The organism is Longimonas sp., from assembly GCF_046498435.1.
Classification (GTDB): domain Bacteria; phylum Bacteroidota; class Rhodothermia; order Rhodothermales; family Salinibacteraceae; genus Longimonas.
Map to the genome: position 1 here is coordinate 22,178 of NZ_JAWOAR010000238.1, position 13,847 is coordinate 36,024.

10 protein-coding genes are annotated in these 13,847 nt (G+C 59.4%); all 10 read right to left on the bottom strand.

Annotation, left to right across the window (positions count from 1 at the left end; genetic code table 11):
* Nucleotides 1–566: 566 nt before the first annotated feature.
* Entirely contained in the window at nt 567–1,976 is a 1,410-nt protein-coding gene (gene ftsZ, locus R6U20_RS09120; protein WP_410337554.1) for a cell division protein FtsZ, read from the bottom strand.
* A gap of 685 nt (nt 1,977–2,661) precedes the next feature.
* Complete coding sequence (gene ftsA, locus R6U20_RS09125) at nt 2,662–3,924, bottom strand: cell division protein FtsA (protein WP_410337545.1); 1,263 nt, start codon at nt 3,922–3,924, stop codon at nt 2,662–2,664.
* 90 nt (nt 3,925–4,014) lie between these two features.
* A complete protein-coding gene (locus R6U20_RS09130; protein WP_410337546.1) occupies nt 4,015–4,773 on the bottom strand; it encodes a cell division protein FtsQ/DivIB in 759 nt (252 codons plus the stop codon).
* The gene (gene murC / locus R6U20_RS09135) at nt 4,770–6,209 is read right to left on the bottom strand and encodes a UDP-N-acetylmuramate--L-alanine ligase (protein WP_410337547.1); all 1,440 of its coding nucleotides are present in this window, start codon (nt 6,207–6,209) and stop codon (nt 4,770–4,772) included. The genes R6U20_RS09130 and murC overlap by 4 nt, the downstream gene beginning before the upstream one ends.
* A 25-nt stretch (nt 6,210–6,234) precedes the next feature.
* Nucleotides 6,235–7,344 carry an undecaprenyldiphospho-muramoylpentapeptide beta-N-acetylglucosaminyltransferase gene (gene murG / locus R6U20_RS09140; protein ID WP_410337548.1) on the bottom strand — a complete coding sequence of 370 codons (1,110 nt, stop codon included), beginning with the start codon at nt 7,342–7,344 and terminating at the stop codon, nt 6,235–6,237.
* Nucleotides 7,341–8,504: an FtsW/RodA/SpoVE family cell cycle protein gene (locus R6U20_RS09145; RefSeq protein WP_410337549.1), complete on the bottom strand. Its 1,164-nt coding sequence runs from the start codon at nt 8,502–8,504 to the stop codon at nt 7,341–7,343. Before R6U20_RS09145 ends, murG begins: the two co-directional genes overlap by 4 nt.
* 66 nt (nt 8,505–8,570) lie before the next feature.
* Nucleotides 8,571–9,956 (bottom strand): UDP-N-acetylmuramoyl-L-alanine--D-glutamate ligase, encoded by a 1,386-nt coding sequence (gene murD / locus R6U20_RS09150; RefSeq protein WP_410337550.1) that lies wholly within the window; start codon nt 9,954–9,956, stop codon nt 8,571–8,573.
* A 60-nt stretch (nt 9,957–10,016) separates the two neighbouring features.
* On the bottom strand, nt 10,017–11,174 hold the full coding sequence (gene mraY / locus R6U20_RS09155) for a phospho-N-acetylmuramoyl-pentapeptide-transferase (RefSeq protein WP_410337551.1): 1,158 nt from the start codon (nt 11,172–11,174) through the stop codon (nt 10,017–10,019).
* 76 nt (nt 11,175–11,250) lie between these two features.
* Nucleotides 11,251–12,807 carry a UDP-N-acetylmuramoyl-L-alanyl-D-glutamate--2,6-diaminopimelate ligase gene (locus R6U20_RS09160; protein ID WP_410337552.1) on the bottom strand — a complete coding sequence of 519 codons (1,557 nt, stop codon included), beginning with the start codon at nt 12,805–12,807 and terminating at the stop codon, nt 11,251–11,253.
* Nucleotides 12,808–12,809: 2 nt separating this feature from the next.
* Nucleotides 12,810–13,847, bottom strand: a 1,038-nt coding sequence (locus R6U20_RS09165; RefSeq protein WP_410337553.1) for a penicillin-binding transpeptidase domain-containing protein, incomplete at its 5' end; no start/stop codon positions are given.

A 13,847-nucleotide genomic window follows, 5' to 3' on the forward strand; every position in this document is an offset into this window, starting at 1 on the left:
GCAACCTCTTACAACGGGCCAACCGGATTGGGTATGATAGCCCTCCTCACAAAAATATTGACCGAGCCGAACAGTACCGAAAGCGTTCGGCACAAGTTACCCCGCTCGGCCCCGCTGCTGCTGTAGACGTCTGCGCCGAGTAGCGCTCTCAGTCTCCAGCTACCAGCACAGTTCCTTCATCACTTTTAGATTACCACTACAAAAAGAACGCCACGCCTCCGGCTTTTGTGGAGGCGTGGCGTTGCTCATAGGTGCGAGAACGAAGGGAACTCCTTCGTTCACGCAAAACCACGACATGCCAACGGTGCTCAATCGCTGACCGAGAGGTTCTAAACAGGCCTCATTCGAACTTTGCCGCTGCCCCGCCCCTTCGTATCGTTGCGCTGCATCAACGGATCGCAGAGGATCGGCCTACTGCTTACGCCTTTAGAAGTGACGGTTCGCTCGGGCTCGTTCTGTGAAGCATGTTTGGCTAAAACCTCTAATACCCTGACACTGCATGAAGCGCAGGGGTCGTGGATGGGGCTGGAGGGCCCCAGAAAAGATTTGAACCGACCAACGTGTTGCTAATCCATCATTTTACGCAAAAACGCAGGTGTATCCGAGTCGTTATTGCGCGACCGCTTGTTGCGTCCTTCGCGGTCGTCTACATCGTCGGCCCGCAGCCGGCGGATACGCGGCGTATCCTGCTGCGCACTGTCTGATGCATCAGAGGAATGGGATTGATTTGCAGAAGAGGGACTGTCGTTGTTAGCGTCGTTGGGGGTCTCTTCATCGCTCGGCGGAGCGCTTCGGCGTTCGTAGGCGGGCTTGTCCAGGATACGCAGGTTGTTTTCACCTTTGTACTGATACGACGACCCGCCATCAAGCGGAACAGTCCGTCGCACACCACCCTGGTTCTGCCCCCGCTGGTCCGGCTGTGATTGCTGTGATTGCTGTGATTGCTGTGATTGCTGACGTGGAGCGGATGCCGAACCGTGGGTCGTTTCGTCGGACCCCCGCTCGAACCCTGTCGCAATGACTGTGACACGCATCTCTTCGCCCATGTCTTCGTCGATAACCGTGCCGAAGATCACTTCCACATCTTCGCCAGCCTCGCTTTGAATCACCCCCGTTGCTTTGGTCGCTTCGCGCAGCCCCAGCGATGGACCCGACGTAATGTTGACGAGCACATTCGTAGCTCCCGCAATGGTCAGCCCATCAAGCAACGGACTGCTGATTGCTTGCACTGCTGCTTTCTCGGCTCGATCGCTTCCCGATGCAGTTGATGACCCCATCAGCGCCGTGCCCCCGTCCTTCATGGTTGTCTTCACGTCGGCGAAGTCCAGGTTGATAACGCCATGCACGGTGATCAGGTCGCTGATGCCGCGTGTAGCGTTGTAGAGCACTTCGTCGGCCTCGGCGAAGGCTTCGACCAAGCTGGTGTTGTCATCAACAATGTCGAGCAACCGCTCATTGGGAATAACGATCAGCGTGTCAACGTTCTCGCGGAGCAGTTCGATGCCTTCTTCGGCAGTGCGCATGCGGCGCCCTCCTTCACAGGCAAAGGGCTTCGTGACAACGGCCACCGTAAGGATGTCCATGTTGCGCGCAATGGATGCCACAACGGGTGCTCCCCCGGTACCGGTGCCGCCCCCCATGCCTGCGGTAATGAAGACCATGTCGTAGCCTTCAAGGGCCTGCTCAATTTCATGGCTGTTTTCCTCGACAGCTTCGGCCCCGACTGTGGGGCGTGCTCCCGCTCCCAATCCTTTAGTGAGGGTGCGCCCGGCCTGCACTTTCTGCGAGGCCTTGTTTTCCGCAAGCGCCTGGGCATCCGTGTTAACGGCAATGAACTCGACGCCCCCACGAATGCCCTTATCCACCATGTTGTTGATGGCATTCCCCCCTCCGCCGCCAACCCCGACGACACAGATTTGGGCTTCTTCATTCGCAGCGTCGTCAAACGAGAATCGAGAGCTAAAGTCGTTATCCATGGGTCCCTCCAGGTTGGATACAAATACAGACGCCCGTGGCATTCACGAAATGAGCGGTTTCGTGATATGTTTGCACGTTACGTTAGCGTATGACGGTGTGGAAAATATGTTCAACGCTTTTGTAATTTAGAAATCAGGGTGCGCTTTGTCAAAGGTCCTCAAAAACCATGCGTCATTTTTTAATAGATGGATGTTCTCTCATGCTATGAGCAACGAGCATCCATAACAGCAAGGCCCAGACTAGAGCAATGAACGACAGCAGCGGGCATGCCTTACCAGGTGCGTCCCGTAATACTGCGCTCTATCAAACTACACGCTCACAGATCATACTATTGCACTATCTATTGAGAACCTATTCTACCTTTTTGGTCGCAGATCAGTAGCATGTAATGAACGCTCACCTGCTCATCTTCCAGCGTGTGTTGCCCTGTTGGCCGGAGGGTTGCAAATGACTCCGATGGCTTGCAACTTAATGGTCTGCGACTCCGATAGCCTGTAGGAGCCAACGTGGATTATCTACCGTTTATCTACTGCAATATTGAGAAGGGCACTTCGTTAGACAATACGAACGTAGCACATACACGTGCCAAAATGTAACAAAGGAAGGCGGCTCTTGCAAGATCGTTAGATATCGATGACTGGATGTTAGTGGAGTTCTGTCCCCTATGAAGGGAATAGCTCTTGACTACAGCTCATCAAACCATGCTTTCATGCGGGCAGCCAGCCGGTCCATGAGTGTTTGCCCTTCGTTGTGCCCATTGCTCTGGGCACGCACGTCTTCGCTCAATGTCGTACCGCCAATAATTTCGGGCTGCATACCGTAGAGCACCAGTCCAACGCCGGTTGCGAACTTGGGGTCGCTCACCTCCTCCACCAGACCGTCGCCCAGTCCCATGGGGCGCCCGATGCGCGCTTCCATACCCAGCACCTCGGCAGCCAGTTCGGCGGTGCCCGGAATAAGCGATCCGCCGCCGGTGAGCACACAGCCTACGCCAAGGTGGTGACCGTATCCGCTTCGCTGCTTGATCTCAATGGCTGCAATCTCCAGAATCTCTTCCATCCGTGGTTGAATAACCTGGGCCAGCGTGTCGCGTCCGATGGTTTTTTCGGGACGCCCCCCAATACCCGGAATCTCAATCTGCTCATTCGGATCGGCAAAGTCAACAAGGGCGGTACCAAACTGCCGCTTGAGCTGCTCAGCCTGATCTTTCATCACGCTTACGCCTTTGCCAATGTCATCAGTCACCTTATTGCCAGCAACAGCAATTACAGCCGTATGGCGAATAGTGTGATCCTCAAACACGGCAATGTCGGTGGTGCCTCCTCCAATGTCGATGAGCGCCACCCCCACCTCTTTTTCGTCTTCGTGCAAGACCGCAAACGAGGAAGCCAGCGGCTCCAGCACAATGTCAGCCACCTGAAAGCCGGCTTTCTCGATACAGCGATATATGTTCTTTGCTGCCGAGATCAATCCGGTAATAATATGCACGTTGGCTTCCATACGCACCCCGCTCATGCCTACGGGATCGGCCACCCCATCTTGGCCATCTACGATAAACTCTTGGGGAATGACGTGCAGAATCTCGCGGTCGGCAGGCATAGACACCTGCATGGTGTCTTCGAGCAAGCGCTGCACGTCTTGCGACGTGATCTCTCCCGATCGGATGGTAACGACACCGCGGCTCTGAAAGCTCTGCACATGGTCGCCAGCGATGCCTACGATGACGTTGTGCACTTCGACGCCGGCAGCACGCTCGGCTTCCTGAATGGCCTTGCGCACCGCATTGACCGTGCGGTCGATGTTAACAACCACCCCGCGGTTGAGGCCATCCGAGGCGGCCATGCCCATCCCCAAAATGTTGACGCGCCCCAGCTCATCCTCTGCCGCGACGACAGCACACACTTTGGTCGTTCCAATATCGACCCCTACTACGATATGTTCATCCATAAGTACGCTCAACGATTGCGTAGTACAAAAGAGACGGGTGCTCCGCGCGATCACTCGGCGCAGGCGTTTGCCCCAGAACGCCTTAATGTGCTACGGCCGGGTAATAACTTGACCGTCAAACCGCAGGTCGATGGTGCGAACCGAATCTGCGTGCGGAAGCACATGCGATTGAAACGCGTGGAAGCGTTCAAGTTTGTTGCGATAATCAGCGGTGCCCAGTTGCACCGTTATCGTATATCCATCAGGATGGCTTACGTACAGACGCACTGCGTGGTCGGGATCCGTACGAAGGCCGGAAACCATGCTGCGAACCGTATCGGCACGGGCCAAAGCGCGCAGGGCCTCCTGGGTAGCTGGGCGTACAACTGATTCATTTGCATGATACGAAACGGAGTCGTCGTACACCAACGGGACGTCAAAGGTTGTGTCGGTACGTGCGGGCAGGGCATGGCCATCTGCATCCAGAAAGAATCGGGGCGTGCCGTCGGGAGCTACCCAACGGCCTTGGGGCGTGCGCTCTTCGACGTGCACATGCATCTGATTGCGAAACGGCTGCACACGCACCTGGCTCTCGGCAAACCAGGGATGGCGCACAAGACGATCGGCGGTACGCTCGGGGTCTACCTCACGGAGCGGCTGACCGCGTTGCAGTTCTGTGAGCGTACGCACCGAGTCGGGCGAGAGCACGGTGGCTCCTGTTACGTGGATGGATTCCAGCGTGCCTCCAACAAACCAACGCCAGCCCAGGGCCCCGAGCAGCACTATGAGTCCTGCAGCAACTACAGCAGTAGCAATGCGCCCCGGCCGATGGGCCTCCCCGTGCAGCAAACGGCGAATGGACAGCTTCATGAGGCGTCAGCAGCATTGGCAGGGTCGGCATAGCGGTCGTTCAGGTGCTCAATGAACGTGCGACTGGCCCGCCAAATATCGCCGGCGCCCAGCATGAGCACCACATCGTGGGGACGTACAAGGTCGAGCAGCCGGTCGGGAAGAGCCGAAAGGTTCGGCACCCATTGCACGTTCTGATGCCCAAAGGCACGGGCCCGTTCGGCCAGACGTCCGCCGCTCACTCCGTCAATAGGCGATTCGCGTGCGCCATAGATCTCGGTAAGAACGAGCACATCGGCGTTAAAGAAGGCCCGCGCAAAGTCGTCGAGCAGATCGCGGGTGCGCGAGTATAGGTGCGGTTGAAAGACAGCCACCAGGCGACGGTTGGGAAAGCCGTTGCTGGCAGCATCAAGCGTGCCGCGCAGGGCCGTGGGGTGGTGTGCATAGTCGTCGATGACGGTGATGTCTCCTACCTTGCCCACCTGCTCAAAGCGCCGCTGCACGCCCGAAAACCGCCCCAGTCCGTCGCGAATGTGCTCGAACGGGATGTCGAGTTCATCGCCCACCGCTACGGCAGCCAGCGCATTCCGAACGTTGTACATGCCCGGTACCGAGAGCGCAATGCGCCCTAACGTTTCAGAGCCGCGCATCACCGTAAACGAGGTTCCCAACCCTTCGTGCACAACCTCTTCAGCCCGAATCTGCGCCTGACGCGTGGTGCCATAGGTAATCACGCGTCGCTCAATCTGCCCCACGATGGCCTGTACATTCGGGTCATCGAGACACACAATGGCTGCACCGAAGAACGGTACGCTATTGGCATACTGCACAAACGCCTGTTTGATGTCGTCAAGGTCGTCGTAGATGTCGAGATGATCGACGTCGATGCTGGTAATAACCGCAAGCGACGGGGTCAGCCGCAGGAACGTACGATCGTACTCGTCGGCCTCAATGACGATAATATCGCCCTCGCCCGCTACAGCGTTAGATCCGAATACGGCCACTTTGCCTCCTACGATGATAGTTGGGTCGAAGGCGCCCTCGGTGGTTACCAGACCCGCCATGGAGGTGGTGGTCGTTTTGCCATGTGTACCGGCAATCCCCACGCCGAACTTCATACGCATCAGCTCGCCCAGCATTTCGGCGCGGGGGATGAGCGAGATGCGGCGCTCGGTAGCCGCTTTCGTCTCTGGATTCTGTGTCGGGTCAATGGCCGAGGAGTAGACCACCACGTCGGCCTCGCCCACCTGCCCGGCATCGTGGCCTTTGTAGATGGTTGCCCCCAGCGATTCGAGATGCGCTGTTACATCGCTTTCGGTCAGGTCGGATCCGGTAACGCGGTAGCCGCGGTTCAGCAGCACCTCGGCAATAGAGCTCATGCCAATGCCACCAATACCCACCATGTGTACCTGGCGAATGCGCCCCAATGCGGGTTGTCGTCGTCGGGTTGTACTCATGAAGTAGGGGGGATGCAACAGCAATCTATGAACGAGCGGTGGCCAGGCGGAGCACGTCGCGGGCAATGGTGCGTGCGGCATCGGGCCTCGCATGATCGTGCGCTGCCGTCGCCATAGCAGCCCGGCGCGCAGCATCATTGAGGAGCGGATGCAGCGTATCCCGAAGATCGGTGGTCAGTTCATCTTCCGGCAAAAGCACCGCTGCACCAACTTCGCTTAGACTACGCGCATTTTTGGTCTGATGGTCTTCGACTACGTTGGGGGAGGGAACGAGCACAGCGGGCGTGGCAGTAGCCAGCAGTTCGCTGCACGTAAGTGCCCCTGCGCGGCACAGCGCCAGGTCGGCCACAGCGTAGGCTTCATCCATCCGGTCGATGTACTCCATAAGGCGCAGCCGCGGGTGAGCTGTTAAGGTGCGGTCGAGCGCCTCGTAGTAGCGCGTACCCGTCTGCCACCAGATATGCACATCCGGATAGGCTTCCAGCAGCGCCTGGTAATGCGTGCGCAGTGCCTCATTGAGCGCAGCGCTGCCCAGCGATCCGCCCGTCACAAGCAGCACAGTGTCGGTTGCGGAAAGGGCGTGGCGCGTGCGGGCAGCCTCGGCATCCGCCTGTAACAGCGCAGGACGGATGGGGTTGCCGCTTAGGTGCGTTCCCTCATCCGGAAGAGCTGACTGGGCTTCGGGAAAGGCCACGTGCCGCGATGCTGCAAGGGGACTTAGCAGCCGGTTCGTTACGCCGACGTAGGCATTCTGCTCCTGCATAACCAGCGGAATTCCGCGCAGCCATGCTGCCATACCGACTGGACCGGCCACGTACCCGCCAGTACCCACAACCACATCTGGATCAATGGCTCCCGTAAGCCGCCAGCTCTGCACCAGTCCCCGGATCAGCTTGACGGGAAACGAAAGGTTATCCCATGTCCAGGCGCGCTGGAATCCGCTCACAGTAATGGGATGAAGCGCATACCCGGCCTGTGGCACAGCACGCGCTTCGAGACGGTCGCGCGTGCCGGCAAACACCACGACCGCATCGGGATGCACGTCGCGAATGGCGTCAGCAATGGCAATGGCCGGATATACGTGGCCGCCGGTGCCGCCACCAGCGATTAAAATGTGAGGAGGGCGAGGGTTCATGCAGCGTTGGCGTACGTCTGTCGCGAGATATTGAGAAGGATGCCGACCATCACGCCATTGGCCAGCATCGACGTGCCGCCGTACGACACGAAAGGCAACGGCAGACCGGTTACGGGCAGTAGCCCGCACGACACCCCTGCATGGATGAATCCATACAGTACGATTAGGGTGGTAAATCCGGTTGCTAAGAACGCGCCAAGAGGGTCGGGGGCGTCGCGGGCGATGCGCAAGAACCCCCGGAAGAGAAGTAGGCCGAAGGCAGCAAGCAGCGCAAGCGCCCCCACTAAGCCATACTCCTCGGCAATAATGGCAAAGATAAAGTCATTGTAGGGCGTAGGTAAGAAATCGCGCTGTGTACTCTTTCCGGGTCCTACGCCGGTAATGCCCCCCATGGCAAATGCAATGCGCGCCTGCTCGGCCTGATAGCCCTCGCCTCGGGGGTCGAGCACATGCTCAGCCTCGGTCGTATCGAACATGTCGGTGCCCAAGAACGACTCAACACGCGCTGCGCGGTGCGGCTCTGCGATAATCAGGCTAATGCCCATCACCAACCCGAGCATGGTTAGCAGTCCAATCTGGGCAGCACTCACACGAGCCACGAAGCACATCGCGATGACGCCCATCACCATGACCGCGGAGGTCGACAGGTCTTCCAGTCCAACCAAAAGCACTGTTGCTCCCACCCACACAAGGATAGGCAAGAACGACCGCCCAAAGCTTTTGATATACTCCTGTTTCTGTGTGAGTAACACCCCTACATACAGCAGCAGCGCCACGCGAGCCAGGTCGGAGGGCTGAAAGCCGACCCCACCCAGTTCCAGCCAGCGCGCCGGTCCTTCAGTTACGAGCCCTGTAAGCTTCACAATCAAAAGCAATCCCAGCGCGCCGACAAGCGCCACGCGACTGTAGCGCGCCAGCACGCGGTAGTCTACGAGGCTCATGCCAAACATGACAGCCAGTGCCAGTCCCACGCGCATCACGTGGCGTAGCAGGAACAGTTCGGTGTTGCCACCCGACTTTACCTCGGCAAAGAATGTGATGGCGCTGTACACTGCCACCACCCCGATAGCCGAAAGCACCAGTACGATCCACGTCACGTACTTGTCGGCAGGAGGCAGCGTGTAAAACCGGTCGCGGAGGGTTGTTATGAATTTCAGCACGGGAACCAGATGGCGTAGGAAGGCCAGGAAATTGAGTGCGAGGCGCGTATGCGCAACAGCGCCGGTTTATAGAGCACGTACAGCTGTGCGAAAAACGTTGCCCCGCTCTTCGTAGTTGCGATACATGTCGAACGAAGAGCAAGCTGGGCTAAGCAGCACTGCATCGCCGGGGTGGGCCAGTCGCTGTGCGGTCTGTACGGCTTCCTCCATCGACCCGACGCGTTGACATGTGACTGCGTGCGGCCCCAGTTCGCGCACAACGGTGGTGGCGCTTTCGCCCAGTGCAAGCACAGCACGCACGCCGTGCTGCACCAGCGGTTTCAGCGGCGTGTAGTCGTTGCCCTTGTCGCGCCCACCTGCGATGAGCACCACGGGGCGCGTAAAGCTTTCGAGCGCATAGCCCACGGCTTCCACGTTGGTTGCCTTCGAATCGTTCACGTAGAGCACGTTTCGGTGCATACGCACAGATTCGAGTCGGTGCGGCACCCCCTCAAACGTCTGGAGCCCGGCGCGAATCGATTCGACCGGAGTGTCGAGCGCTGTGGCTATGAGCGCCGCCGCCATTGCGTTGTAGCGGTTATGGCGCCCCCGCAGCGACACGTCGTCGGTGGTTATGAGCGGGGTGTCGGTGCCGTTATGACGCATCACAAGCTGGCCCTCGGTTTCGTAGAGGCCCTGTTCAGGGGGATGCGTTTGGCTGAACGCCGAGAGCGTAGGCCCATCGTCAGACTCCGGCGGATGGATGCGTGTTACGTGTTGCACAACGCGCTCATTGTCGGCGTTGTACACGATAGTATCTCCGGTGGTTTGCTGAGCCATGATGCGTGCTTTGCTGGCAGCGTACACCTCTACACGCCCCCCGTAGCGGTCGAGGTGGTCCGGGGTGATGTTGAGGAGCGCGCTCACCCGTGGGTGAAACGTATCCACATGGTCAAGTTGGAAGCTGGACACTTCGAGCACCACGACATCGTTTGGCCCTACCGAGCGAGCATGGTCGCTAAACGGCACGCCAACATTGCCAGCTACAACGACTGAGCGGTTGGGGGACGCGCTCCAGGCGGTACGCAGCACGTGGCCGGTCCATTCGGTTGTGGTGGTTTTCCCGTTGGTGCCGGTAATGGCCACAATGGGGGCATCGCAGAACCAGGAAGCCATTTCGATTTCGGAAACCACACGCACCCCGCGGGCCTGGGCCTGCTGCACAATGGGGGCGCTGGATGGCACGCCCGGGCTGAGCACCATCAGATCGGCGTTGAGCGCACGCTCGGTGTGGCCGCTCAGTTCGTGCGCTACGTCGTGCTGTTGGAGCAACGCACGCAGTTCGGCATCCCCCGAGCCGTGTTCGCTTAGAAAAAGCCGGGCCCCGGTATCCGCCAGCAAACGCAACGCCGCTTGTCCGCTTCGGGCCCCACCGACAATGGTAATAGCGTGGTTAGAAAGTGAAGGAGGCATGGTGGCAAGGCGCGTGCACGAAAATGGCGAACGGGGCGGCTCCTGCTTATGAGTGGCTACTTATCGGATACGTAGCGTAAGCAGGGCGGCAATGACGGTAAGCGCGGTGATAATCCAGAAGCGGGTCACGATTTTGGCTTCGTGGGTGCCTTTGGTTTCGTAGTGGTGATGCAATGGGGCCATCCGAAAGATGCGCTTTCCGGTACCGGTTTTGCGGCGCGTGTACTTGAAGTAGCTGGTCTGAATGATAACAGACAGCGCCTCGGCAAAGTAGACGATCCCCAGCAGCGGAAGCAGCAGTTCTTTGCGCACCATGAGCGTAATGGCTCCTACGGCGGCTCCCAGCGCGAGTGCACCGGTATCGCCCATAAAGACGGAGGCGGGGTATCCGTTGTACCATAGAAAGCCGAAGCAGGCTGCGGTCATGGCTGCACAGAACACCGTAAGTTCGCCGGTACCGGGCAGATACATCACATTCAGAAACGAGGCCAGATTTACATTGCCTGATACGTACACCAGCGCCATGAGCCCCAACGAAACAAACGCCGTAACCCCCGCGGCGAGTCCGTCAAGCCCATCGGTTAGGTTAACGGCGTTCGACACGGCGGTCATGATAAAGATGACCACGGGAAGGTAAACCAGCCACCCCAAGTCGGGCCCGGCTATCCAATCGCGAAAGAAGTAGTAATCGAGGGCGTGGTCTTTCAGGAAGGGCAGATAGGTCAGGCTGTTGTACTCGGCAAACGCCGGCGTAAAATAAAGCACGCCCCCCACAATGCCCCCAATACCCACCTGGGCGGCGATTTTCGTCCATGCGGAAAGGCCATCTTTCTGCTTCTGCACGGTTTTGATGTAGTCATCAGCAAAGCCCACCGCGCCCATCCACGCCGTTGCGCTGATGGCCAGCCACACATAGGGCTGCCGCAGGTCGCCCCAGAGCAGTACACTGCCCAAAAGAGCGAGCAAGATAATGAGTCCGCCCATGGTGGGCGTGCCGGCTTTATGCGTGTGGTCGACTGTGCCCGATTCAGTGCCGGTGCGCACGCGTTCACCGAGCTGCTGGCGCTTTAGCCACTCAATGATGCGCCGCCCGGCAAAGAGCGCAATCACCAGCGCAGTAAGCGCGGCCAGGGAGGCCCGCACAGTGATAAACTGGAAGACTTGAAAGCCCGGCGGGTCGATTGTGCGTTGCAAAAAGGCAAAGAGTTCGTAGAGCATGCAGAGGGGAATGCATCAAACAACTGAAGGCCAGGCTATAGCGTGCGCTGGCGCGGTGGGGAAGCAAATAGGGGGATTAGCTGGAGGAAGCCGGCGCATGATGCGCCCGAAAGTGACGGCGCGCAACCGCGCGATCGTCGAACGCGCGGCGCTCATCGCCGATGATCTGGTACGTTTCGTGGCCTTTGCCAGCAATGAGCACCAGATCGTTCGGATGCGCCTGACGAGCGGCCGCTTCGATGGCCGCCTCTCGGTCGGGAATCCACTGCGCATCGGCAGGACGACTCATACCGCGCCGGATGTCGTTGAGGATGGCGTGGGGGTCTTCGGTACGCGGGTTGTCGTTGGTTACAATGACGCGGTCGGCCATCGACTCGGCAATGGACCCCATCAGACGACGCTTGCCGGTGTCGCGGTCGCCCCCGCATCCAAAAATGCACCACAGCGTTCCGTGGTCTGGGCATAGGGGTTGAAGAACCTGCAAGATCGATTCGAGGGCATGCGGCGTGTGTGCATAATCAACGACAACCGTAGGCCCGCCGTCAACATCCACCCGCTCAAAACGTCCGGAGACGGGTGGTGCGGCTTCGAGTGCATTCCGCGCGGCACGGGGCACAGCCCCAAGCGTACGCAGTGCGCTGTAGGCCGCAGCCAGATTATACGCGTTGAAGCGCCCCGTCAGCCGAAAGGTGACGCGGGTGCCCTCCAGGTGCATAGAGAGGCCCTCCAGCGCATCGACAATGCGCTCCATACGGATGTCTGCGGTCGATGCAGTGCCATAGGAGCGCGCACTGGCCACGGTATCGGCAACCATTGCAGCGCCCGCGTCGTCATCACAATTGTACAGCGCCGTAGCCGAGGGCGGCAGGCCATCGAAGAGCTTCTTCTTAGCGGCCTGGTAGGCCGCCACCGTGCCGTGGTAGTCGAGGTGATCCGTGCTCAGGTTGGTGAAGATGCCCACATCGTACGCAATGGGCGTGATGCGGTCTTGATCGAGCGCATGCGAGGACACCTCCATGGCGCAGGCGGTACAGCCGTCATCGAGCATGCGCCGCAGCGTGCGATGCAGGTCGAGCGGGCCCGGTGTAGTGAGTTCCGCATTTACCGATAGCGTACCTGTACGCACCTCAATGGTGCTAATGAGTCCGGCAGTTTCGCCGATCGCATTGAGCCCATGATGCAGCAAGTAGGCCGTAGTCGTTTTGCCATTGGTGCCGGTCACGCCAACCATCGTAAGCGCCTGGGCAGGATCGCCGTAGTACGCCGCGGCCAGATGACCCAGCGCAGCGCGGGCGTTGGACACACGCACAAACCGTACATCGGGATGCGCAGTGCGGGCATCTTCGGGCAGGCGTTCAGCAACAACCGTGGTAGCGCCTGCGGCAATGGCCGTCTCGATGTACGCATGGCCGTCGGTGGCATGGCCAGGCACGGCAACAAAGCACGCCCCCTTGCGCACACGGCGGCTATCATCGGCCACTTGCACGAGCGTGTGCGGCGATTCAGAATCCACCGCGCGTCCTTCAACCACGGTCTCCAGCAGACCAGCGGTGCGCAAACGCTCGGTCAGCGTAGCAAACCGGAGGGTGCGAGACGGCGGCAGGGCGTCATCGTTGGGGGAGGGAAGCGTCATCGTTACTCACTGGTCAGGGTCAGGGCATCGGGGAGCGCAGTGCCAGGGGGTACCGACTGGCGTACAACGGTGCCGGTGCCTTGCAACGTAACCGAGATGCCACGTGCATCCAGCCAGTGCAACGCATGCCGGGTCGTCAGGCCGCGAAAGTCGGGAAGCGTGGTCGGATCGTCGTCTTCCAAGGTTGCTGTCGAAATGGGCGGCGTTGCATCGGCGGGTGCGGAGGTCGCCTCGGTAGTATCGGCGGGCACGCGCGCTGCTTGCATGAGGCGGTCGGATACGCCGGGCAGGGTGGTAAGCCAGCGGCGGGCAATACGATTGAAGATCGGAGCCGCTACATCGCCGCCGTACATGCCATTTCGAGGAGACCCTACAATAACAATCAGCGCAACTTCGGGGTCGTCCGCCGGAAAAGAGCCCACAAACGAGGCACGGCTTTGATCGCGCGAGTACTCGCCTCCCTGCGTAGCCAGTGCAGTGCCGGTTTTGCCTGCTACCGGCAGCGATTCGATACGTGCCCCGGTGGCGGTACCGTCTTCAACCACCTCTTGCAATGCCTCCGTAAGCTGATCAGCCGTTTCTCGCTCAATAGCGCGGCGCACCGTATCGGGTTCGGCCGTCCACTGCGTCTCCCCTTTGAAGTTGCGCCGCTCATGCACCAGGTAGGGAGCCATCAAGACCCCGCCATTGGCCACGGCACTGTACGCAGCCAGCAACTGAATGGGCGTGACCGCCACTTCGTACCCAATGCTCATGGAGGTGCGGGTCGTCCGGCTCCACGCCGAAGGCCGCCGCACCACGCCCGTCGCCTCGCCCGGTAGGTCGATCCAGGTGGGCTGTGTAAAGCCAAAGTTGCGCGCATACTGATAGAGAATGCCGGGCTCAATGCGGTTTGCCACCTCGGCCGTACCTACGTTACTGGACTTAGCCAGCACCTCCCGAAAGGGAATGGAGCCGTATGCACTGATGTCGCGCATGGTGTATCCTGAATACACCGCCCAGCCATCGCCCGTGTCGATGGTATCATCGAGCGCCACGTA

Bases quoted from the DNA above. Each gene is read 5' to 3' on its own strand.
- ftsZ (WP_410337554.1), bottom strand. From the start codon at position 1,976: ATGGATAACGACTTTAGCTCTCGATTCTCGTTTGACGACGCTGCGAAT.
- ftsA (WP_410337545.1), bottom strand. From the start codon at position 3,924: ATGGATGAACATATCGTAGTAGGGGTCGATATTGGAACGACCAAAGTG.
- R6U20_RS09130 (WP_410337546.1), bottom strand. From the start codon at position 4,773: ATGAAGCTGTCCATTCGCCGTTTGCTGCACGGGGAGGCCCATCGGCCG.
- murG (WP_410337548.1), bottom strand. From the start codon at position 7,344: ATGAACCCTCGCCCTCCTCACATTTTAATCGCTGGTGGCGGCACCGGC.
- murD (WP_410337550.1), bottom strand. From the start codon at position 9,956: ATGCCTCCTTCACTTTCTAACCACGCTATTACCATTGTCGGTGGGGCC.
- mraY (WP_410337551.1), bottom strand. From the start codon at position 11,174: ATGCTCTACGAACTCTTTGCCTTTTTGCAACGCACAATCGACCCGCCG.
- murC (WP_410337547.1), bottom strand. From the start codon at position 6,209: ATGAGTACAACCCGACGACGACAACCCGCATTGGGGCGCATTCGCCAG.
- R6U20_RS09160 (WP_410337552.1), bottom strand. From the start codon at position 12,807: ATGACGCTTCCCTCCCCCAACGATGACGCCCTGCCGCCGTCTCGCACC.